The sequence below is a fragment of the Micromonospora sp. NPDC049679 genome, from assembly GCF_040659735.1.
Classification (GTDB): domain Bacteria; phylum Actinomycetota; class Actinomycetes; order Mycobacteriales; family Micromonosporaceae; genus Micromonospora_I.
On record NZ_JBFANZ010000018.1, the window covers coordinates 23,957 to 45,184 of the forward strand.

A 21,228-nucleotide genomic window follows, 5' to 3' on the forward strand; every position below is an offset into this window, starting at 1 on the left:
GGGGGAGCGATGACTCGAGACGTGGCGCGGGCGCGGCCATGGTGACGGCGACGCGCTGGGCGGCCGGAGACATCGTCCGCCGGCTCGCCGCGATCTGCGGCGCCCGCTTCGCGCGTTCCGCCGGCGCGGCCGACGACGTCGCCGGGACACCGGCCCGCTGGGTGGCGGCTCCGGCGACGGCGATGGGACTGACCGAAGTGCTCCGGGTCGCCGCCGAGCATGACCTTTCCCTGATCGCGCGTGGGGCCGGCACCAAGTTCGACTGGGGGTCCTCGCCGTCGCGTGCGGACATCGTCGTGGACATCGGGCGGTTGGCGGGGGTGTGGCACCAGCCGCCCGGGGAGTTGGTCGCGGAGGTCGGCGCGGGCACCCCGATCCGGGCCGTGCAGGCCGTGCTCGCGCGCCACGGGCGACGGCTCCCGCTCGACCCGCCCTCCGCCGGCGCGACCATCGGCGGCGTGGTCGCCGCGGACGAGGCCGGTCCGCTGCGCCACCGTTACGGAATCCCCGGCGACCAGATGCTCGGGGTCACCTATGTCGACGCCGACGGCCACCTCATCCGCTCCGACGCCTCGACCGCGGACGGCGGCGCGGCCCGTCGGTTGTTGTCCGGCTCGCAGGGCGCCCTCGGAGTGCTGGTCTCGGCCACCCTGCGGGTCCAGCCGGCCCCGGCCAGCCGACTCTGGGTGTCCCGCTCGGTGTGGACCCCACTGGAGGCGCACGACCTGGTGCAGGCCGTTCTGGCCGGGCCGGTCGGACCGTCCGCCGTCGAAATCGACCTCCCCGTGTCCCGGGCCGCCGCGGTGCCGCGCCAGCAGGGACCATCCGGACCGCAGGGCGCCGGCACCCTCACCGTGCTCGTCGAGGGAGGGCCGAGCGAGGTACGCGAGCGGGCGGCGCAGCTGATCTCGCTGACCGGCGGCGACGCGCGTGCCGAGGGTGACCCGCCGCCGTGGTGGCGCCGATACCCGTTCGGACCGGACGACGTCGCGCTGCGGATCGAGGTTCCGATCCCGCACGTGCACGCCGCCATCTACGCGCTACGCGACGCCGCCGGCGTCGCCGTCCCGGTCCGCGGCTCGGTCGGCGTCGGCGTGATCCACGCCGCGCTCCCCGGGACGCTGCCGCCGGGGCGGATCGACGCCATCCTCGCCGCCGTGCGGGGTGTGCTGCTCGCCCGTGGCGGCACGTGTGTCGTGATGGCGGCGCCCGCACCGGTGCGCGACGCCGTCGACCTGTGGGGCGCGCTGCCCGGCCTGCCCGTGCTGCGCACCGTCAAGGAGCGGTTCGACCCGCAGCGGCGGCTCGCACCCGGTCGGTTCGTGGGCGGCATCTGACTGCCGCGGCGCGCGGTGTGGTGTCAGGTGGTTGAGTCGTTGCGCAGCACGAGGATCGCGATGTCGTCGCGGGGAGGCTCGACGGAGAAGCCGAGCGTCGTCGTACGCAGCCGCGCGGCGACCACCGCTGCCGGATAGCCGGCGAGCGGCGCGGCGGCGTCACGCAACCGTTCCGTGCCGAAGAGTTCGCGGCCCCGCCGCCGCTCGGTCACCCCGTCGGTGTAGAAGATGAGCGCGTCGCCGGCGCGGAGCGGCACGGTGACCGACGGAGTCGTGATCGAGTCGAGCAGCCCGAGTGCCGTCCCGCCGGCGCCGACGAAGGATGTGTGACCGTCGGCGCGGGCCAGGACCGGCCGGTCATGGCCGGCCAGGTGCAGTTCGACGTCGAGCCGGCCGTCGAGCCGGCGACTGACGGCCGCGAGGGCGAGCGTGCAGTAGCGGCCACCGCCCCGCTCGACGAGCGTGTCGTTGAGACGACCGAGCGCCTCGGGCAACGGTTTGCCGTCGCCGACGAGGATGCGGATGACGTCGCGCACGAGGCCGGTGACGGCTGCCGCCTGGACCCCTTTGCCGGATACGTCGCCGACGACCACGAGCCACCGGCCGTCGGGCATCGGGACGACGTCGTAGAAGTCGCCGCCCACCTCCGCCGCGTCACCGGTCGGCACGTACTCCGCGGCGAAGCCGATCCCCTCGACCACCGGAAGCACCGGCGGAAGGAGCGACTGCTGCAGGGTGTGGGCGACTCGGCGACGCTCGTCGTGGATACGCGCGTTGTCGATCGCGAGCGCCGCGCGTCGCGCCACGTCCTCCAGTACGGAGACCTCGTCGGGATCGTGCCGGTGGCGCTGGTGGCGGCCGACCGCCAGGGTGCCGAGCCGCTGCCCGCGGGCGACGAGTGGCACGGCGAAGCCGTCCATCGGCGCGCCGAGCGGCACCTGCGAGCCGGCACGGGACGCCTCGCGGAGCCGGGCGAGGACCGATTCCGCCCCCGACTCCCTCAGCACGGCGTGCAGTTCGGGCAGGACCGCCTCGTCGGCGTGGCTCGCGGCGGCGAGCTGCAGCCTCCCCCACTCGTCGGTGGTGTGCACCGCGCACCACTGGCCGAGCCGGGGTACGACGAGCTGCGGGATCAACGCCATGGTCAGCTCGACGTCGAGGGACTGGGCGAGCAGTTCGCTCGCCTCGGCGAGGAAGGTCAGCCAGCTCCCCCGCCGCAGATCCGCCCGGCGTAGCCGATCATTCTCGACATGCAGGGAGAGCCGCTCCGCGACGAGCATGGCGAGCGGCTCGGCGTAGCCCGACGGCGCCGCGTCGAGTTCGAGCTCCGCGGAGTAGGGGCGGTTGACCGCCAGCGGCACCCGCAGCAGATCCTCGCTCACCCGGGGCTGCCGACCGTACCGGGCGAGCAGTTGGGGGCCGTGGCTGTCGCCGCGGTCCAGCCGCACCGCGCCCCCGGCGGCGCCGACCATTTCGGCGACCCGGGTGAGCAGTTCGGCGGCGAAGTCGGCGAGCGGGTCGTCCGCGTACGGCTCCGGCGCGACGTGCATCAGGGCGGCGAGGGCGCCGGCGGTCGGCACCGGACCGGAGGCGGCTTTCGCCAGTTCGTCCGGGAGCTGTGCCCGTGCGGGGCGGTCCCCGTCCGCGTCCTGCGGGGTGACCGCCTTACGGTCGAGACGGAACCACACCCCCTTACCGGTCCGCTGGTGCGTGGTGCCCCAGCGGCTGGCGAAGTGATCGACGAGCAGTAGTCCGCGCCCTCGCTCCGACACGTCCGAGATGTCGGCCTCATCATTTTTGGGCTGTGCCGTCACGTTCTCGATCGGCCCGGCGGCGAAATCGGTCACCGTTACGGTGAGTCCGTTCGCGTCCGCCACGACCTCGATGTCCAGTTCGGTGCGCGCGTGCACCACGGCGTTGGTCGAGAGTTCGGTGGTCAGCAGGAGCGCCTCGTTGAGCAGTTCGTCGAGGCCGGCCTCGGCGAGCACGTCGCGCACGATGGCGCGCGCCGTCGCCGGCGTACGCCGATCTGCGGGAAGGCGTACGTGCCGGACGTGCTCGTCTGAGCCTCCGGTCAACGCGTGGCTGGCCTCCGCTGACACGTCTTGCATCCTCCCCGGTGCGGCGCGATCTTCCAAGCCTGGGCGCGTCGACCGCCCCGGGCCGGGTGGCCGTGACGCCCGGGCAGGACCGGTCGAAGCGTCGCACAGGGGCGTAACCGCGCAGTCGGCGACCGCTGACACTCGCATCTGCCATGGAGAAGAGGCAATGATGGGGTAGCCCCCTTCCCGAGCTGAGCGAGGAAAGATGACCACGGCGAAACACGTGCCTGCCGCTGCGCCCGTCTCCGACGAGACGGCGCTGCTGGGCGAACTCGCTGAGGCGCTGCGGCGCGTCCGCCGGGGCGAGCTGAAAGTACGGCTGCCACGGCGGGCCGGCGCGGCCGGGGAGGTCGCGGACGCCTTCAACGAGGTGGTCGCGCTCCAGGAGCGGCAGCACCTCGATCTACGGCGGATCAGCCGGACGGTCGGTCGGGACGGGCGGCTCACCGAGCGCCTCGACGAGGAGGGATACGACGGCGCGTGGGCCGAAGGGCAGCGCGCGATCAACGGCCTCATCGACGACCTGGGGCGCCCCACGACCGAGATCGCCCGCGTCATTGTGGCGGTCGCAGAGGGCGATTTGTCCCAACATATGGCTCTGGAGATCGACGGGCGGCCACTGCGCGGTGAGTTCCTGCGCATCGGACGCACGGTGAACACGATGGTCGACCAGCTGTCGTCGTTCGCCGACGAGGTGACGCGGGTGGCGCGTGAGGTGGGCACCGAGGGCGAGCTGGGCGGGCAGGCGGATGTGCGGGGCGTCGCCGGCACCTGGAAGGACCTCACCGACTCGGTGAACACGATGGCGTCCAACCTGACCTACCAGGTGCGCTCCATCTCGCAGGTGGCCACGGCGGTCGCTCGCGGTGACCTGTCGCAGAAGATCACCGTTTCGGCGAAGGGCGAGGTCGCTGGGCTGGCCCACACGATAAATATGCTCACCGAGACGCTGCGGGTCTTCGCCGACGAGGTGACGCGGGTGGCCCGCGAGGTGGGCACCGAGGGCAAGCTGGGGGGCCAGGCCGAGGTGCCCGGCGTGGCCGGCACGTGGAAGGACCTGACCGACAACGTCAACTCGATGGCCTCGAACCTGACCTCCCAGGTTCGCAACATCGCTCAGGTCTCCACCGCGGTCGCTCGCGGTGACCTGTCGCAGAAGATCACGGTGGCGGCGCAGGGCGAGATCCTGGAGCTCAAGGACACCGTCAACACGATGGTGGATCAGCTGTCGTCGTTCGCCGACGAGGTGACCCGGGTGGCCCGCGAGGTGGGAATCGAAGGCAAGCTCGGCGGTCAGGCCCAGGTGCGGGGCGTCTCGGGCACCTGGCGTGACCTGACGGAAAACGTGAACCAGCTCGCCGGCAACCTCACGTCGCAGGTGCGCAACATCTCCCAGGTCTCGACCGCAGTGGCGAAGGGTGACCTGTCGCAGAAGATCACGGTCGATGCGCGCGGGGAGATCCTGGAGCTGAAGTCGACGGTGAACACGATGGTGGATCAGCTGTCGTCGTTCGCCGACGAGGTGACGCGGGTCGCGCGTGAGGTGGGCACCGAGGGCAAGTTGGGTGGTCAGGCGCAGGTCAAGGGGGTCTCCGGCACCTGGCGTGACCTGACCGACAACGTGAACTCGATGGCGTCCAACCTCACCTCGCAGGTCCGCAACATCGCCTCGGTCACCACGGCGGTGGCGAAGGGCGACCTGTCGCAGAAGATCACGGTCGACGCGCGCGGGGAGATCCTGGAGCTGAAGTCGACGGTGAACACGATGGTGGATCAGCTGTCGTCCTTCGCCGACGAGGTGACGCGGGTCGCCCGCGAGGTGGGCACCGAGGGCAAGCTCGGCGGTCAGGCCCAGGTGCGCGGCGTCGCCGGCACCTGGCGTGACCTGACCGACAACGTCAACTCGATGGCGTCCAACCTCACCGCCCAGGTCCGCAACATCGCCCAGGTCTCCACGGCGGTTGCCCGCGGTGACCTGTCACAGAAGATCACGGTCGACGCGCGCGGAGAGATCCTGGAGCTGAAGTCGACGGTGAACACGATGGTCGATCAGCTCTCCTCGTTCGCCGACGAGGTGACCCGCGTCGCCCGTGAGGTGGGCACCGAGGGCAAGCTCGGCGGTCAGGCCCAGGTCCAGGGCGTCTCCGGCACCTGGCGTGACCTGACCGACAACGTGAACTCGATGGCGTCCAACCTCACCTCGCAGGTCCGCAACATCGCCTCGGTCACCACGGCCGTGGCGAAGGGCGACCTGGGTCAGAAGATCACGGTCGACGCTCAGGGGGAGATCCTGGAGCTGAAGTCGACGGTGAACACGATGGTCGATCAGCTCTCGTCGTTCGCCGACGAGGTGACGCGGGTGGCCCGTGAGGTGGGCACGGAGGGCAAGCTCGGCGGTCAGGCCCAGGTCAAGGGGGTCTCCGGCACGTGGCGTGACCTGACCGAAAACGTGAACCAGTTGGCGTCGACGCTCACCACGCAGCTCCGGGCCATCGCCCAGGTCTCCACCGCCGTGACCCGCGGCGACCTCACCCAGCGGATCGCCGTCGAGGTGCAGGGAGAGGTCGCGGAGCTCAAGGACAACATCAACCAGATGATCGTCACGCTCCGCGAGACGACCAAGAAGAACGCCGAGCAGGGCTGGCTCGACTCCAACCTGGCCCGCATCGGTGGTCTGTTGCAGGGTCAGCGGGACCTCGGCGAGGTCTGCCGCATGATCATGACCGAGGTGACCCCGCTCGTCGACGCCCAGCTCGGCGCGTTCTTCCTGGCCGACACGGACGAGGCGGTCCTGCGGCTACGACTCACCGCCGCGTACGGCTACGTGGCCCGCGACCACGACGTCGCCTTCGGTCCGGGTGAGGGGCTGGTCGGCCAGGCCGCCCTCTCCCGCCGGACCATCCGGGTCGGCACCGAACCGACCGGCTCGCTCACCCTGCGTTCCGGGCTCCTCGCCACCCGGCCGAAGGACCTCGTGGTCCTCCCGGTCCTCTTCGAGGGCGAGCTGCTGGGGGTCATCGAGTTCGCCTCGGTCGAGGCCTTCTCCGAGCTGCACCTGGCCTTCCTGGAGCGGCTGGTGCTCACGATCGGCATCGCCGTCAACACCATCCAGGCCAACCGACGCACGGAGGAGCTGCTCTCGCAGTCCCAGCGACTCGCGCACGAGTTGCAGGAACAGTCGGCCGAATTGCAGCGCACCAACGCGGAACTGGAGGACAAGGCCCAGCTGCTCTCCGCGCAGAAGGGCAACATCGAGACGAAGAACCGCGAGATCGAGATGGCCCGCATCGGCCTGGAGGAGAAGGCGCAGCAACTATCGCGGGCGTCGGCCTACAAGTCCGAATTCCTGGCCAACATGAGTCACGAGCTGCGGACACCGCTGAACTCGCTGCTCCTTCTCGCCCGGCTGCTGGCAGACAACCCCGAGCACAACCTCAGCGCCAAGCAGATCGAGTTCGCGCGGACGATCCACAGCGCCGGCTCCGACCTGCTCTCGCTGATCGACGACATCCTCGACCTGTCGAAGATCGAAGCGGGGCGGATGGACGTCGAACCGACGGAGGTCCGGTTCGACCAGGTCCGGGCGTACGTGGAGCAGGCCTTCGCGCCGCAGGCCGAGGAGAAGGGGCTCGACTTCCAGGTGCGGATCGCCAAGGACCTGCCGCCCGCGCTCGTCACCGACGCGCAGCGCCTGCAGCAGATCCTGCGCAACCTGCTCTCCAACGCGGTCAAGTTCACCGACAACGGCGCGGTCACGTTGCGGATCGGGCCCGCGCCCGAAGGCACGTTCTTCGACGTGCCCGGTCTCACCACCGCCCGGCAGGTGATCGCGTTTACCGTGATCGACACCGGCATCGGCATTCCGGACGACAAGCTGTCGTTGATCTTCGAGGCGTTCCAGCAGGCTGACGGTACGACCAGCCGGCGGTACGGCGGCACAGGCCTCGGCCTGTCGATCAGCCGTGACCTGGCCCGCCTGATCGGCGGCACCATCGCGGTCTCGTCGGCGCCCGGTCAGGGATCGACGTTCACGCTCTTCGTCCCCGACCAGCTCGCGCCCGACACCATCATCGCCCCGCCGCTGCCCGCGCCGCCGTCCCGCGTCGAGCTGCCACCGGTGCTGAGCGCGCCGGTCCAGATCGAGCGCCCCGAGCCGCCGGCGACCCGTCAGCTCGATGGCGCTACGGTGCTGATCGTCGATGACGACGTGCGGAACGTGTTCGCGCTGACGAGCGCGTTGGAGCTGCACGGCATGACGGTGCTCTACTCCGACAACGGTGTTGACGGCGTACGCTTGCTCGCAGAGCATCCGGAGGTGGACATCGTGCTGATGGACGCCATGATGCCCGATCAGGACGGATACGAGACCACCCGGGTGATCCGCCGCAACCACCGCTTCGCCGATCTGCCGATCGTCTTCTTGACCGCGAAGGCCATGCCCGGTGACCGGGAGTCGGCTATCGCCGCCGGTGCCAGCGACTACATCACCAAGCCGGTCGATCTGGATGAGCTGATCACGCTGATGGCCACCTGGGTCAACGGCACGGAACGGAAGGCGGGGGAGTGAACGCGGTGGAGCTGCTGAGCCCACCCGCCGAGGCGCGGGCAGTCGCGAACGAAAGGCTGGAACCGTGAGCGCGAGGAGTGCAGCGGAGCGGAGCCCCGCAGTCGCGAACGAAAGGCTGGAACCGTGAGCGCGAGGAGTGCAGCGGAGCGGAGCCCCGCAGTCGCGAACGAAAGGCTGGAACCGTGAGCGACATCGCAAAGGCGCTGCTGGTCGACGATCGTCGGGAGAACCTGCTCGCACTGGAGGCGATCCTGCAGGGGCTGCCGGTGCAGTCGGTCGCCGTGGAGAGCGGCGAGGCCGCGCTCAAGCAGTTGCTCGTGGACGATTTCGCGGTCATTCTGCTCGACGCGCAGATGCCCGACATGGACGGCTTCGAGACGGCGAGCCACATCAAGCGTCGCGAGCGGACCCGGCACGTGCCGATCATCTTTCTCACGGCCGCCGACCGGGACGCGCAGCTCGCGCTCCGCGGTTACGCCGTCGGCGCGGTCGACTACCTGACCAAGCCGTTCGATCCGTGGGTGCTGCGGGCGAAGGTCTCCGTCTTCGTCGAGTTGTGGACGAAGAGCCGCCAGCTCATGGCGCAGTCCGAGACGGTGCGCGAGCGGGAGACGCGGTGGCGGGCGTTGACCGGTGCGGTGGACGAGGCGACGGCCCTGCTGCGCGGCGACGACCCCGAAGGGGTGGCGCGGGCGGTCGAGACGCTTGAGCAGGCCCGGTGGGGCCCGGGCGCCTAGCGCGCCTGTCCGGGGGGGATCAGCCGGTCGCCTGGCCGTCCCGGATCATCAGCGCCGACCGCAGTCCGGTGATGTCGAGCACGCGGAGCAGGAAGTCGCCGACGTTGGCGAGCAGCAGCAGACTCTGCGCATGACTTGCCTTGCGGCTCAATACGACCAGGGTGCCGAGCCCCTGCGAGTCGCAGAATGTGATTCCGCTCATATCGAGGACGATGCGCGGTGGCGCCTCGGCGGCGATCACCTCGTTGACGGCGGTAGACAGTGCCGCCGCGGTGAGCATGTCGATCTCACCGGCGAGCTTCAGCACCGCTTCGTCGGTCGTACGCTCAACCGCGATGGACAGCTCGGGACGCTCCACGCCGTCAGCCTATCGCGATCTAGGCGACCCGGCCTGTTGACGCTGTAGCCGGAGGCGCAGGTGGCACCCTGCGTCGGGCGGTCGGGCACCTTGGCGCAGTGAGCGGCGCAACCGGGCCAGGGGTCGCTGCCGCTTCCGCTCCCGGCGCTGACACAATGGCAATACCGTGACCGATACCTTCCCTGCTGGCTCCGGTCCTTACCCGGCCGACGCGCCGGCCTCCCAGGCCCTCTTCGACCGCGCCCTCGCCATCGTGCCGGGCGGGGTCAATTCTCCTGTGCGTGCCTTCCGCGCCGTCGGTGGCACGCCGCGATTCATGGTCCGCGGCGCCGGGCCGTGGCTCTTCGACGCCGACGGGCGGCGCTACGTCGACCTCGTCTGCTCGTGGGGCCCCCTGATCCTGGGGCACGCTCATCCCGAGGTGGTCGCCGCGGTGCAACAGGCGGCCGCGCTGGGCACCAGTTTCGGCACGCCCACGCCGGGTGAGGTCGAGCTGGCCGCCGAGATCGTCGACCGCACGCCGGTCGAGCAGGTCCGGTTGGTCAACTCGGGGACCGAGGCCACCATGTCGGCGATCCGGCTCGCCCGCGGCTTCACCGGTCGACCGAAAGTGATCAAGTTCGCCGGCTGCTACCACGGCCACGTCGACGCGCTCCTCGCCGCCGCCGGGTCCGGCGTCGCGACCTTCGGGCTGCCCGACTCGCCCGGCGTCACCGGCGCGGCGGCCAGCGAGACGATCGTGCTGCCCTACAACGACATCGTCGCGGTGGAGGAGGCGTTCGCCGCCGAGGGCAACCACATCGCCGCGATCATCACGGAGGCGGCCGCGGGCAACATGGGCGTCGTGGCTCCCCGCGACGGGTTCAACCAGGCGCTCGCCCGGATCGCCCACGCCCATGGCGCGCTGCTCATCGTCGACGAGGTGATGACCGGGTTCCGGGTCTCCCGCGGTGGCTGGGCGGGGCTCGACCCCGTCGACGCGGACCTGTTCACCTTCGGCAAGGTGATGGGAGGCGGGCTGCCCGCCGCCGCGTTCGGCGGTCGCGCCGACATCATGGCCCGGCTCGCGCCGGCCGGACCCGTCTATCAGGCCGGCACCCTCTCCGGAAATCCACTCGCCTGCGCCGCGGGCCTCGCCACGCTCCGACTCGCGGACCACGCGCTGTACCGCCGGCTGGATGAGACCGCGGGCGTGGTGAGCAAGCTCGTCACCGACGCGTTGGTCGCCGCGGGGGTGCCGCACCGGCTGTCGACCGCCGGCAACATGTTCTCGATCTTCTTCACGGATGCCGACGTCGTCGACTACGACAGCGCGCGCACCCAGGAGGTCGCCGCGTTCAAGGCGTTCTTCCACGCGATGCTCTCCGGCGGCGTCTACCTGCCGCCCAGCGCGTACGAGTCGTGGTTCGTCTCGGCGGCGCTCGATGACGCCGCTCTGGAGCAGCTCGCCGCGGCGCTGCCGGCGGCGGCGGCAGCCGCCGGGGCGACCGGGGCGACAGGGGGATAGCGATGACGAAGACAGTCGTACACGTGCTGCGGCACGGCGAGGTCCACAACCCGGACAAGATCCTGTACGGGCGGCTGCCCGGCTTCCGCCTCTCCGAACTCGGCGGGCAGATGGCGAAGGCGGCGGCGCAGGCCCTCGCCGACCGGGACATCACCTATGTGGTGGCCAGCCCGCTGGAGCGCGCGCAGGAGACCGCCGAGCCGATCGCGGCGCAGTTCGGGCTGCCGGTCGCGGTCGACGAGCGGCTCATCGAGAGCGGCAACTGGTTCGAGGGGAAGCGGGTCTCGCCGGGTGACGGCTCGTTCCGCGACCCGCGCAACTGGTGGGTGCTCCGCGACCCGGTCACGCCGTCCTGGGGTGAGGCCTACACGACGATCGCCGAGCGGATGTTCGGCGCGCTGCACGCCGCCCGGGTCGCCGCCGAGGGGCACGAGGCGGTCTGCGTCTCGCACCAACTGCCGGTCTGGACGCTGCGCCGCTACGTCGAGCGCAAGCGGCTCTGGCACGATCCGCGCAAGCGTCAGTGCGGCCTGGCCAGCCTCACCTCCTTCCACTTCGAGGACGCCAAGATCGTCGGCGTCGGCTACTCCGAGCCCGCCGCCCACCTGGTCGCCATGTCGCCGTCGGCGCGGACGGCCAAGGGAGCCTGAGCGGAATGATCCGGCGTGCGCGGCTGTCGGCCCTTCTCGCTCTGGTCGCCGTGGTGTCTCTCGCCGGCTGCTCGGGTGGGAACTGGGAGGCCGAGTGCGAGACCAAGAACGGCGTGATCGAGTGCGCCCCGGGTAAGCGGGCGCCGGCGCCGAAGGTTGTCGGTGAACTCCTCGACGGCAGCCGCTACGACATCGCGCAGGACCGCGGCCAGGTCGTCGTCGTCAACTTCTGGGGCTCCTGGTGCGCGCCGTGTGTCGCCGAGGCGGACGATCTCGAAGCCACCTACCAGGCGACGAAGGACCAGGGCGTCCGTTTCCTCGGTGTCAACATCAACGACGGTCGCGACAAGGCCAAGGCATTCGAGCAGGGGCGGGTCAGCTATCCGAGCCTCTTCGACCCCGGCAGCCGTGTGGCGCTCGATTTCCAGGTTCCGCCCAACTCCGTACCGGCCACCATCGTCCTCGACCGTGACGGCCGGATCGCCGTCGTGATCCGGCAGGCCGTGCGGCAGGAAGGGTTGCAGCCGGTCGTCGCGCGGGTGGCGGCGGAGAAACCCGCCCCCGACGGTTCGCGCTGATGGGACAGACCTTCCGCGACATCGCCACCAGCGGCCCACTGTTGCTGGCGATCGGTGCCGCCGCGCTCGCCGGCCTGGTCAGTTTCCTCTCGCCGTGCGTGCTGCCACTCGTCCCCGGCTATCTCTCCTACGTCACCGGGCTGGCCGGCAGCGATCTCGACGCGGCATCGGCGAATCGGGTGCCGCCGGGCGGCGCACCGATCGCGGTGGCGCAGCGGAGCGTGCGCCAGGTGAAGGGGCGGGTGCTGGCCGGGACGTTGCTCTTCATCGGCGGGTTCACCGTCGTGTTCACGCTGACCGCGATCGTCGTCACGACCGCCGGGAAGGCGCTCTTCACCCACCGCCGTCCACTCGAGATCGGTATCGGTCTCCTGATCATCGTCCTCGGGCTGGCCTTCCTCGGCCTGGTCCCGGGCATGCAGCGCGAGTTCCGCATCCACCGGCTCCCCGCGGCCGGCCTGCTCGGCGCCCCGGTCTTCGGCGCGGTCTTCGCGCTTTCCTGGGTGCCCTGCGTGGGTCCCACGCTCGGCGCGGTGATCGGGATGGCCACCGCCAGTGGGCAGACGGATCGGGCGGTCGTGCTCGCCGTCGCGTACTGCCTGGGTCTCGGCCTGCCCTTCGTCATCTTCGGGCTCGGCTTCCAGCGGCTGCTCGGCCTCTTCACCACCATCCGCCGCAACAGCCGGTGGGTGACCCGCGTGGGCGGAGCGCTGCTGATCCTGGTCGGGCTGGCGCTGCTGACCGGTGGCTGGGGCAGTTTCCTCATCTGGCTGCAGACGACCGTCGGGCCGGGAACGGTGAGCATCTGATGGCACAGGTCGACCAGCGGGTAAGCCCTCCCGTCACACCGCCGCGCAGGGGCAACCGCGCCTGGGCGGTGCTGCGCAACACGTGGCGCCAGTTGACCAGCATGCGGACCGCACTCGTCCTGCTCTTCCTGCTCGCCGTGGCGGCGATCCCCGGCTCGGTGCTGCCGCAGCGGAGCATCAACATCGAGAACGTCCGCGGGTTCTTCACCGAGCACCCCGATCTCGCGCCGGTGCTGGACCGGCTCGGCGCGTTCGAGGTCTTCGCCTCGCCGTGGTTCTCCGCGATCTACCTGCTCCTGTTCACCTCGCTGGTGGGCTGCATCGTTCCGCGCCTGCGTGAGCATCTCCGCGCGCTGCGGTCCGTGCCCCCCGACGCGCCGCGGCGGCTGGACCGCCTGCCGCAGCACGCGATCCTGGCCGATCACGACGGTGACCTGGGGTCGATCGCCGCGGTGCTGCGCAAGCGCCGCTGGCGGGTGGTTGTGCGCGACGGCGCGGTCTCGGCGGAGAAGGGCTATCTGAAGGAGACCGGGAACCTGCTCTTCCACGTCTCGCTGATCGCGGTGCTGGTCGGGGTGGGGCTCGGCTCGTGGTACGGCTGGCACGGCAACCGGCTGCTCGTGGCCGGCGCGGACAAGGCCTTCTGCAACACGTTGCAGCAGTACGACGAGCACGGTCTCGGCCCCCGGCTGCACGCCACCGATCTGCCCCGGTTCTGTCTGGAGCTCACCGACTTCGAGGCGAGGTTCCTGGATTCGGGCCAGGCTGAGTCGTTCCGCGCGACGGTCAACGTCGACGAGGCCGGCGGGGCGCCGCGGCAGGAGAGGTTCTCGGTCAACTCGCCGCTGCGCCTCGACGGTGCGAACGTCTACCTTCTCGGTCACGGCTACGCGCCGGTGATCCGCTACACCGACAAGTACGGCCGGTCACAGACCAGCGTCGCCCCGTTTCCGGAGAGCGACGCCACCCTGACCAGTCAGGGCGTCGCCACCTTCCCCGATGTCAACGTCAACCCCGCCACCGGCAAGCGGGACCCTGACCAACAGATCGCGTTCCAGGGTCTCTACCTGCCGACGGTGTCCACGGATCCGACCCACCCGCGCTCGGTGCATCCGGCCGAGCGCTCGCCCGGTCTGCTGCTCGTGGCGTACCGGGGCGATCTCGGGCTGGGCGCCGGCATCCCCGGCTCGGTCTACCGCCTCGATCAGCGGCAGATCGATGCGGGCAAGCTCGTCGACGTGGGCCGGTCGAAGGTGCTCCGCAAGGGTGACACGTGGATGCTGGGCGACGGCACGACGGTCGAGTTTCTCGGCACCCGGCCGTTCGCGATCCTGTCCGTCCGGCACGACCCCGGTGAGATGATCGTGCTGGTCAGCGTCGGGGTGCTGCTGGTCGGGCTGATGTCGTCGCTGATGGGTCGGCGCCGCCGGGTGTGGTTCCGGGTCACCCCGACCGGAAGTTCTACGACACGTGGTAGTAGCTTGGTGGAGGCCGGTGGCCTGCCGCGCACCGACTATCCCGGCTTCGCCGACGAGTTCAGCGAGCTGGTCGCGGCGGTCACCCGCGACGACGAGCGCGCGGAGGAGCGTTCCGGGACGGATCGCGCGCAGCGCGACCGGCCGGGGATGCGAGAAGGGACCAACTGATGGACGCACTCTCCAACCAGCTCCTGGTCGTCGCCATCCTGGCGTACGTGGTCGCGATGATCTGCCACGCCGCCGAATACGCCTTCGGCACCCGCAGTGTGGTCGCCCGGGCCGCCGTTCGTCCCACCCGCGAGCTGGTCTCGATCGGCGCGGGCACCGAGCTGAAAGCCGATCTGCCGCCGGCGCAACCGATCGCCACCGGGGCTGAGCCGGCGCCGCCCGCTGGTCGGGCTGCGCTCGCCGGTCGCGCCGCCGTCGTGGTCACCGTGATCGCGGCCCTCGCGCATCTGGGCGCCGTCGTCACCCGCGGGTTGGCGGCGGACCGGATGACCTGGGGCAACATGTACGAGTTCGTGCTCTCGGTCACGCTCGTCGGCGTCGTCGCCTGGCTGGCGGTGCTCTCCCGCCGGCCGGACATCCGTCATCTCGGCCTCTTCGTCGCGCTCGCCATGGTGCTGCTGCTCGGGATCGCCGGCATGGTGCTCTACACCCCGATCGGGCCGCTGATGCCCGCGCTCAAGTCGGCCTGGTTCGTGGTCCACGTCTCCGCGGCGGTCCTCGCGTCCGGGATCTTCCTGCTCGGCTTCGTTCCGGCGACGATGTTCCTCATCCGGTCCGGATACGAACGGGGCAGGCGCAGCTTCCCGTACACGCTCGGGCGGCGGGTGCCGGCGGCCGAGGGGCTGGAGCGGCTGACCTTCCGGCTGCACGCGTTCGCGTTTCCGATCTGGACGTTCGCGGTGGCCGCCGGTGCGGTCTGGGCCGAGGCGGCCTGGGGCCGCTACTGGGGTTGGGACCCGAAGGAGACCTGGGCGTTCATCTCGTGGGTGGTCTACGCCGGCTACCTGCACGCACGGGCGACCCCCAGCGTGAAGCGCTCGACCGCCACCTGGATCGCCGTGATCGGCTTCCTCACCATGCTGATGAACCTGTTCGGCGTGAATCTCTTCTTCACCGGCCTGCACTCCTACGCCGGGGTGTGACGCCGCGCCGGGGCGCACGTCGCCGAGCGGGCGGACGGCCGGGTGGCTCCCGCCCGCGGGCGGGTGCTCAGGCGACGACGACTTCCTCGAGCTCTTCCCGCTCCTGATCGTCGGCCGGCTGCTCCGACCGCTGAACGGGAGTGGTCGGGGCGCTGTGCCGGCGGCGTTCGACGGTCGCGGCCAGCCCCAGCAGGAGCACACCGGCGGCGAGCCACCACGCCAGCTTCGTGACGTCGCCGCGAATGCCGAGGTCGGGGAAGTAGAGCAGCTTGCGGCCGGCCTCGACCAGCCCCGAACCGATCCAGAAGTTGTGCAGCGCCGCGAAGAAGCCGGGCTGTAGCTGCGGGGCGTAGACGCCACCGGAGGTGGTGAAGTTCAGCATCACGAAGAGCCCGACGACCGCTCCGGTGGTGAACCGGCCGAGGAACGTGTGCAGGCCGATGCCGATGAGCACGACCGCGGTCGAGTACATGAGGGCCAGCCCCCCGATCGGGAGCACGTGGCTCGGGATGGCGTGGTACAGCGGACCGGCGACCAGCGTGGTGAGCAGGGTGACGGCGGCGGCCGCGCCGACGCCGAGCAGGCCACGGACGGCCGGTTTCAACCGTGCGCCCGCCGCGCCGATCGCGATCGACGTGCTGTAGGCGCCAACGGTGAGCGCCACGAGATAGAAGAAGATGCCCTGTCCCGACGGGTCGTCGGGGCTGGTCGGCGCCACATCGTCGACGGCGAGCGGCAGCCCCTGACGGAGCGCGACCGGCGCGAAGATCCGCTCCACGACGGAAGCTGTGGTCTCCGAACCGCCGGAGGCGATCAGCAGGCGCGGGGTGTGCGGGTCGGGGAGGTACGCCCCCGAGATCTCCTGGTGCTTCAGCAGTGTGCGCGCCTCCGCCTCGGTGGGCACCGTACGGATGTCCGCGGCGTCGCCGAGCCGGTTCTTCATGGTCTGCGCGAGCACCTGCACCTGGGGGCTGGCACCGATCACGTCGACCTTCAGCGCGTGTGGGGCGGGCTTGTGGAAACCGCCCAGGTAGGCCAGCGCCATCCCGACGGCGAGCAGCACCGGGACGGCGAGGTGGGCGAGGGTGTGCCGGAGGGACGGCGCGCCGTCGTGCGGCCGGGGGGTGCGGGCGTGGGCGGTGGTCACGGCAGCTCCTGGAGTTGCAAAGTACAACTTGCGTAGTTGTATAGTACAACTCGAAGGAGTGAGGTGACATGCCGGAGCGCGCACAGTCGGTGGACGTGATCCACGCCCAGCTCAATCTGTTCGCCCGGCGGGTGCGGGCGCTGGTTAACCGGCTCCATCCGGATCTGTCCTTTGTCGCGTACACCCTCCTGGCGCACGTGCACGCCACCGGCGGATGCCGGGCGATCGACCTCGCCGGTTACTACCTGCTGGACAAGTCCACGGTGAGCCGGCAGGTGACGGATCTGGAGCGGCGTGGTCTGCTCGATCGGGTCGTCGGTCCCGGTCGTCCGACGGCGCAGATCCTGCGCGTCACGCCGGCCGGCCAGAAAAAGATCGAGGCGGCGGGTCGCCAGCAGCGGACAGTGCTCGAGGAGCGCTTCGCCGACTGGTCGGCGGCCGACCTGTCGGCCTTCGCCGGCTATCTCGAACGCTTCAACGACGAGGGCTGAGGCGGCCCGCAGGGAGATCTCGCCGCATCCGTCGACCCGGCTCGGGTGGTCGATGGCAGCGTGCGCGAGACTGGCAGGCATGGCGGCACGTGGTTTCCCGTACACCGATCTCACAGACTTCCTCGCGGCCCTCGAACGGGCCGGCGAGCTGCGTCGGGTGACCGTTCCGGTCGACCCCACTCTGGAGATCAGTGAGGTGGTCACCCGGACGGTGCGGGCGCACGGCCCGGCGCTGCTCTTCGAGCGCCCCACCAGGGGCGAGATGCCGGTGGCGATCAACCTCTTCGGCACCGAGCGGCGGATGGCGATGGCGCTCGGCGTCGACCACCTCGACGAGATCGGCGAGCGGATCGGTGCGCTGGTCAAGCCGGAGTTGCCGGTGGGCTGGTCGGGCATCCGCGAAGGTCTCGGCAAGGTGATGCAGCTCAAGTCGGTGCCGCCGCGCAAGGTGAAGACCGCGCCGTGTCAGCAGGTGGTCTACCGGGGGAACGACGTCGACCTCAACCGCCTTCCCGGCCTGCGGGTCTGGCCCGGCGACGGTGGGATCTTCCACAACTACGGTCTCACCCACACGAAGCATCCGGAGACCGGCAAGCGGAATCTGGGGCTCTACCGGCTGCAGCAGCACTCGCACAACACGCTCGGCATGCACTGGCAGATCCACAAGGACTCGACCGCCCACCACGCGGTGGCGGAGCGGCGTGGCGAGCGGCTGCCCGTGGCGATCGCGATCGGCTGCGACCCGGTCGTCTCCTACGCGGCGAGCGCGCCACTCCCCGGCGACATCGACGAGTACCTCTTCGCCGGCTTCCTGCGCGGGGAGCGGGTGGAGATGGTCGACTGCCTGACCGTGCCGCTGCAGGTCCCGGCGCACGCGCAGATCGTGCTGGAGGGCTACCTGGAGCCGGGGGAACGGCTGCCGGAGGGTCCGTTCGGCGACCACACCGGCTTCTACACCCCGGTCGAGCCATTCCCGGTGCTGCACATCGAGTGCATGACGACGCAGCGGGATCCCGTCTATCACTCGATCATCACGTCGAAGCCGCCGCAGGAGGACCACGGTCTCGGCAAGGCGACCGAGCGGATCTTCCAGCCGCTGCTCAAGCTGCTGATCCCGGACATCATCGACTACGACCTGCCGGCCGCCGGGGTATTCCACAACTGCGCGATCGTCTCGATCCGCAAGCGCTACCCGAAGCACGCCCAGAAGGTCATGAACGCCATCTGGGGCGCCCATCTGATGTCGCTGACCAAGCTGATCGTGATCGTCGACGAGGACTGCGACGTGCACGACTACAACGAGGTGGCGTTCCGCGCGTTCGGCAACGTCGACTACGCCCGCGACCTGCTGCTCACGGAGGGCCCGGTCGACCACCTCGACCACTCGTCGTACCAGCAGTTCTGGGGCGGCAAGGCGGGTGTCGACGCCACCCGCAAGCTCCCCACCGAGGGCTACACCCGTGGCTGGCCGGAGGAGATGGTGATGTCGCCGGAGGTCGCGTCGCTGGTCGACAAGCGCTGGAAGGAATACGGAATCCAGTGAGCGCCACTCCTGACATCGCCGACGCCGCCGGACCGGCGGCGGCCCAACCGACGCCGGGACGCGTGAAGGCGTTCCTGAAGCTCGTCGCGATCGAACACTCGGTCTTCGCGCTGCCCTTCGCGTACCTCTCCGCGCTCACCGCCATGGCCGTCCACGCTGGCCGGGTGCGCTGGCTCGACCTGCTGTTGATCACCATCGCCATGGTCGGCGCCCGCACCTTCGCGATGGCCGCGAACCGGATCATCGACCGCCGGATCGACGCGCGTAATCCGCGTACCGCCGGCCGGGAGCTCGTCACCGGAGCGGTCAGCGTGCGGACGGCCTGGACCGGCGCGCTCGCGGCCCTGGTCGTCTTCCTCGCCGCGGCCGCCGCGCTCAACCCGCTCTGCCTGATCCTCGCCCCGCTGGCCGTCGTGCCGCTGATCCTCTACCCGTACGGCAAGCGGTTCACCAACTGGCCGCACGCCATCCTGGCGCTGGCCCAGGCGGTCGGCCCGGTCGGCGCGTGGCTCGCGGTGACCGGCTCGCTGCACGGCTCCGGACCGGCCTTCCTGCTGGGCGCCGCCGTGGGGCTCTGGATCGGCGGCTTCGACCTGATCTACGCCTGCCAGGACTCGGAGGTCGACCGCGAGATCGGCGTGCACAGCGTGCCCGCGCGGTACGGCCGCGCGTTCGCCCTGCACGCCTCGACGCTGGCGCACGCGGTCACGTTCGCGCTCTTCCTGTGGTTCGGCGCGCTGCTCGGTTTCGGTTGGCCATGGTGGATCGGGCTGGCGCTGACCGCGGTCGCCTTCGGCTACCAGCACGTCGTGGTCACTCCCACCGACCTGTCCCGGGTCAACCGCGCGTTCTTCACCGCCAACGGGTTCGTCGGGATCGCCCTCTTCGTCTTCGCCCTGCTGGATCTCGTGCTCCGGCTCGACCTGCGCCCCTGACGTCCGCGCGGCTACGGTGCGCTGCCTTCGCAGGTGGCCGGAACCTTCGGTGGGTGGTAGCGCGCGGTCTCCAGCGACCAGTCGATGGTGCCGCGCACCGAGTTGGCCACTCCGTCGAGCATGTGCTGCAGCCCGGCGTCGAGCTCGGGGCCGAACGACGGCATCGCGGCCCGGAGTTCGACGAACCGGCCCATCGACTCGTGCCAGCGGCGGATGACCTCCTCGATGGCGGCGGCATCCGACAGGCCGTGCTCGTCGGCGAGCGCGAGCACCAGGTTGTGGCCGCCGGAGGTAGCGGTGTCGCGCTCCAGCGACAGCAGATCGTTGAACCAGGAGAGCAGGTCGTTTCCGGTCGCGCTGAACTCGCGTACGGCCGGGTGGTGGTAGACGGCGTCCGGCACCGGCACGCCGGTGGTGAACTCCATGAGCGTGTACGACACGTACGCCGCCGACGTGGCGCGACGCAGCTCCACGTACTCGCCGACGCCCGGCCGACGGCCACCGGCCTTGTTGGTCGCCTCCACGAGCACGCCGTCGAAATGGTGCGCGGCCGCGTCGGCGAACCGGCTCCGCCAGGACGGCGGCATCCGTCGGTTCGGCACCCGCCACGCGTCGGTCAGCATCCGCCGCAGTGGTCCGCGCAACGCGCCCCGCGGCGCCCGTCCCGTGCGGAACAGGGTCAGCGCCGTGTCCAGCAGGCCGCGCAGCTGCGCCGGATCGGGTTCGCGACTCGCGTCGCACTCGTCGTCGAGCAGGAAGAACCAGGTGAACAGCGCGCTGAGCACGCGCAGATCACGCTCCGTCGCGTCCGGGTAGAGCCGCCCGGCGTAGCGGGCGAAGCGCCCGACCGCCACCTGTCGTCCGCCCCGACCGTCCGGTGGGAGCCCGCAGCGCAGCACCCAACCGCCCAGCCACTGCTGCACCGCGTCCGCATGGGGGGAGATCCTTGATGGGAGGGGGCAGTCGAGCTGGAGAGCGGCCGAAAATCCGTCCACGCCCAACACCGTCGCCTTTCCGCGAGTCAATGCCGTGCCTTCGGGGTCGTCCGACTTCCACCGTGCTGCGTTCTTCGCTGTACAGTGTCCGCCTCGCCAGAGGTCATACCATATTGGAGGCGCGGCGGAAGCCCCGTTTCGAGAGGGAGTGTGACCGTATGCGAAGGCCCTGGGTGGTCGGTGTGTCAGGGGCATCGGGTACGCCGTACGCGGCCGCGGTGCTGCGCGGGCTGCTGGACGCGGGTGCCGCCGTCGACCTGGTGGTCTCGCGGGCCGCACGGCTGACGATCCTCGACGAGACCGGTGCGCCCTTCCGGGACGCGCACTGGAAGGACGACCTCGCCGGTTGGCTGGGGCGGGATCTCTCGGCCGACAACGTCGTGCACTGGCCTTCCGGTGATCTCGCGGCCGGGCCGAGCAGCGGCTCCTATCCGGTACGCGGGATGGTCGTGGTGCCGGCGAGCACCGCCTCGTGCGCGGGGATCGCCATCGGGCTGTCCAAGGATCTGTTGCAGCGGGCCGCCGAGGTCAACCTGAAGGAGCGGCGGCCGGTGGTGGTGGTGCCCCGCGAGACGCCGGTCACCCGGAGCCACCTGGAGCACCTGATCGCCCTGCACGACGCGGGCGCGGTGGTGCTGCCGGCGAGCCCCGGCTTCTACGGTGCGGGTGGCGGGGCGTCGGCCGCGCAGTTGATCGACTTCGTCGCCGGCAAGGTGCTCGACGCGCTCGGCGTCGACCACTCGCTGTTCCGGCGATGGTCCGGGGAACTCGGCGCCGACCGCTGACCCGGCTGATCTCGATGATCAGGGAGTAACGCGTCGCGCCGTGGCCCGCGCTCCCGGC

At 70.7% G+C, this 21,228-nt stretch carries 17 protein-coding genes; 13 read left to right on the forward strand and 4 right to left on the reverse strand.

Features of this window, described 5'->3' with window-relative positions:
- The first annotated feature begins 38 nt into the window (after nucleotides 1-38).
- Complete coding sequence (locus AB0J06_RS14085; protein WP_357428289.1) at nucleotides 39-1,337, forward strand: FAD-binding oxidoreductase; 1,299 nt, start codon at nucleotides 39-41, stop codon at nucleotides 1,335-1,337.
- A 23-nt stretch (nucleotides 1,338-1,360) separates the two neighbouring features.
- Here the strand turns inward: AB0J06_RS14085 and AB0J06_RS14090 are convergent, their stop codons facing one another.
- The gene (locus AB0J06_RS14090) at nucleotides 1,361-3,448 is read right to left on the reverse strand and encodes a SpoIIE family protein phosphatase (protein WP_357428291.1); all 2,088 of its coding nucleotides are present in this window, start codon (nucleotides 3,446-3,448) and stop codon (nucleotides 1,361-1,363) included.
- 196 nt (nucleotides 3,449-3,644) lie between these two features.
- Here AB0J06_RS14090 and AB0J06_RS14095 point away from each other — a divergent pair, with 196 nt between their 5' ends.
- Nucleotides 3,645-8,006 carry a HAMP domain-containing protein gene (locus AB0J06_RS14095; protein ID WP_357428293.1) on the forward strand — a complete coding sequence of 1,454 codons (4,362 nt, stop codon included), beginning with the start codon at nucleotides 3,645-3,647 and terminating at the stop codon, nucleotides 8,004-8,006.
- A gap of 182 nt (nucleotides 8,007-8,188) precedes the next feature.
- Nucleotides 8,189-8,743, forward strand: coding sequence for a response regulator (locus tag AB0J06_RS14100; protein WP_357428295.1), 555 nt, complete (start codon nucleotides 8,189-8,191; stop codon nucleotides 8,741-8,743).
- 19 nt (nucleotides 8,744-8,762) lie between these two features.
- Here the strand turns inward: AB0J06_RS14100 and AB0J06_RS14105 are convergent, their stop codons facing one another.
- Nucleotides 8,763-9,101, reverse strand: coding sequence for an STAS domain-containing protein (locus AB0J06_RS14105; protein WP_357428297.1), 339 nt, complete (start codon nucleotides 9,099-9,101; stop codon nucleotides 8,763-8,765).
- A gap of 166 nt (nucleotides 9,102-9,267) precedes the next feature.
- On the opposite strand from AB0J06_RS14105, the gene hemL reads away from it, so the two are divergent.
- Genes hemL through ccsB form a run of 6 tightly spaced genes read left to right on the forward strand, consistent with a single transcriptional unit; the run spans nucleotide 9,268 to nucleotide 15,274 of the window.
- Nucleotides 9,268-10,608 carry a glutamate-1-semialdehyde 2,1-aminomutase gene (hemL, locus tag AB0J06_RS14110; RefSeq protein WP_357428299.1) on the forward strand — a complete coding sequence of 447 codons (1,341 nt, stop codon included), beginning with the start codon at nucleotides 9,268-9,270 and terminating at the stop codon, nucleotides 10,606-10,608.
- Between the two features lie 2 nt (nucleotides 10,609-10,610).
- Entirely contained in the window at nucleotides 10,611-11,258 is a 648-nt protein-coding gene (locus AB0J06_RS14115) for a histidine phosphatase family protein (RefSeq protein WP_357428301.1), read from the forward strand.
- Nucleotides 11,259-11,263: 5 nt separating this feature from the next.
- On the forward strand, nucleotides 11,264-11,836 hold the full coding sequence (locus tag AB0J06_RS14120; RefSeq protein WP_357428303.1) for a TlpA disulfide reductase family protein: 573 nt from the start codon (nucleotides 11,264-11,266) through the stop codon (nucleotides 11,834-11,836).
- The gene (locus AB0J06_RS14125; protein WP_357428305.1) at nucleotides 11,836-12,645 is read left to right on the forward strand and encodes a cytochrome c biogenesis protein CcdA; all 810 of its coding nucleotides are present in this window, start codon (nucleotides 11,836-11,838) and stop codon (nucleotides 12,643-12,645) included. The genes AB0J06_RS14120 and AB0J06_RS14125 overlap by 1 nt, the downstream gene beginning before the upstream one ends.
- A complete protein-coding gene (locus AB0J06_RS14130) occupies nucleotides 12,645-14,291 on the forward strand; it encodes a cytochrome c biogenesis protein ResB (RefSeq protein WP_357428307.1) in 1,647 nt (548 codons plus the stop codon). Before AB0J06_RS14125 ends, AB0J06_RS14130 begins: the two co-directional genes overlap by 1 nt.
- Nucleotides 14,291-15,274 (forward strand): c-type cytochrome biogenesis protein CcsB, encoded by a 984-nt coding sequence (gene ccsB, locus AB0J06_RS14135; RefSeq protein ID WP_357428309.1) that lies wholly within the window; start codon nucleotides 14,291-14,293, stop codon nucleotides 15,272-15,274. Before AB0J06_RS14130 ends, ccsB begins: the two co-directional genes overlap by 1 nt.
- Nucleotides 15,275-15,341: 67 nt before the next feature.
- Here the strand turns inward: ccsB and AB0J06_RS14140 are convergent, their stop codons facing one another.
- Complete coding sequence (locus tag AB0J06_RS14140) at nucleotides 15,342-16,421, reverse strand: hypothetical protein (RefSeq protein WP_357428311.1); 1,080 nt, start codon at nucleotides 16,419-16,421, stop codon at nucleotides 15,342-15,344.
- Nucleotides 16,422-16,489: 68 nt separating this feature from the next.
- Here AB0J06_RS14140 and AB0J06_RS14145 point away from each other — a divergent pair, with 68 nt between their 5' ends.
- From AB0J06_RS14145 to mqnP, 3 genes are all read left to right on the forward strand, one after another.
- Complete coding sequence (locus tag AB0J06_RS14145; RefSeq protein WP_357428313.1) at nucleotides 16,490-16,912, forward strand: MarR family winged helix-turn-helix transcriptional regulator; 423 nt, start codon at nucleotides 16,490-16,492, stop codon at nucleotides 16,910-16,912.
- Between the two features lie 79 nt (nucleotides 16,913-16,991).
- Entirely contained in the window at nucleotides 16,992-18,455 is a 1,464-nt protein-coding gene (locus AB0J06_RS14150) for a menaquinone biosynthesis decarboxylase (RefSeq protein ID WP_357428315.1), read from the forward strand.
- Nucleotides 18,452-19,390 (forward strand): menaquinone biosynthesis prenyltransferase MqnP, encoded by a 939-nt coding sequence (gene mqnP, locus AB0J06_RS14155; RefSeq protein ID WP_357428317.1) that lies wholly within the window; start codon nucleotides 18,452-18,454, stop codon nucleotides 19,388-19,390. Before AB0J06_RS14150 ends, mqnP begins: the two co-directional genes overlap by 4 nt.
- 11 nt (nucleotides 19,391-19,401) lie before the next feature.
- On the opposite strand, the gene AB0J06_RS14160 is transcribed toward mqnP, so the two are convergent.
- Nucleotides 19,402-20,313: a terpene synthase gene (locus AB0J06_RS14160; RefSeq protein WP_357428319.1), complete on the reverse strand. Its 912-nt coding sequence runs from the start codon at nucleotides 20,311-20,313 to the stop codon at nucleotides 19,402-19,404.
- Nucleotides 20,314-20,543: 230 nt separating this feature from the next.
- Here AB0J06_RS14160 and AB0J06_RS14165 point away from each other — a divergent pair, with 230 nt between their 5' ends.
- Nucleotides 20,544-21,170, forward strand: a complete 627-nt coding sequence (locus tag AB0J06_RS14165; RefSeq protein WP_357428321.1) for a UbiX family flavin prenyltransferase — start codon at nucleotides 20,544-20,546, stop codon at nucleotides 21,168-21,170.
- Nucleotides 21,171-21,228 lie beyond the last annotated feature (58 nt).

Excerpts from the sequence above, each read along its gene's own strand:
- AB0J06_RS14090 (WP_357428291.1), bottom strand. The coding sequence starts at position 3,448 with ATGCAAGACGTGTCAGCGGAGGCCAGCCACGCGTTGACCGGAGGCTCA.
- AB0J06_RS14165 (WP_357428321.1), top strand. The coding sequence starts at position 20,544 with ATGCGAAGGCCCTGGGTGGTCGGTGTGTCAGGGGCATCGGGTACGCCG.
- AB0J06_RS14145 (WP_357428313.1), top strand. The coding sequence starts at position 16,490 with ATGCCGGAGCGCGCACAGTCGGTGGACGTGATCCACGCCCAGCTCAAT.
- AB0J06_RS14120 (WP_357428303.1), top strand. The coding sequence starts at position 11,264 with ATGATCCGGCGTGCGCGGCTGTCGGCCCTTCTCGCTCTGGTCGCCGTG.
- AB0J06_RS14130 (WP_357428307.1), top strand. The coding sequence starts at position 12,645 with ATGGCACAGGTCGACCAGCGGGTAAGCCCTCCCGTCACACCGCCGCGC.
- AB0J06_RS14125 (WP_357428305.1), top strand. The coding sequence starts at position 11,836 with ATGGGACAGACCTTCCGCGACATCGCCACCAGCGGCCCACTGTTGCTG.
- ccsB (WP_357428309.1), top strand. The coding sequence starts at position 14,291 with ATGGACGCACTCTCCAACCAGCTCCTGGTCGTCGCCATCCTGGCGTAC.
- AB0J06_RS14115 (WP_357428301.1), top strand. The coding sequence starts at position 10,611 with ATGACGAAGACAGTCGTACACGTGCTGCGGCACGGCGAGGTCCACAAC.
- AB0J06_RS14150 (WP_357428315.1), top strand. The coding sequence starts at position 16,992 with ATGGCGGCACGTGGTTTCCCGTACACCGATCTCACAGACTTCCTCGCG.
- AB0J06_RS14085 (WP_357428289.1), top strand. The coding sequence starts at position 39 with ATGGTGACGGCGACGCGCTGGGCGGCCGGAGACATCGTCCGCCGGCTC.
- AB0J06_RS14095 (WP_357428293.1), top strand. The coding sequence starts at position 3,645 with ATGACCACGGCGAAACACGTGCCTGCCGCTGCGCCCGTCTCCGACGAG.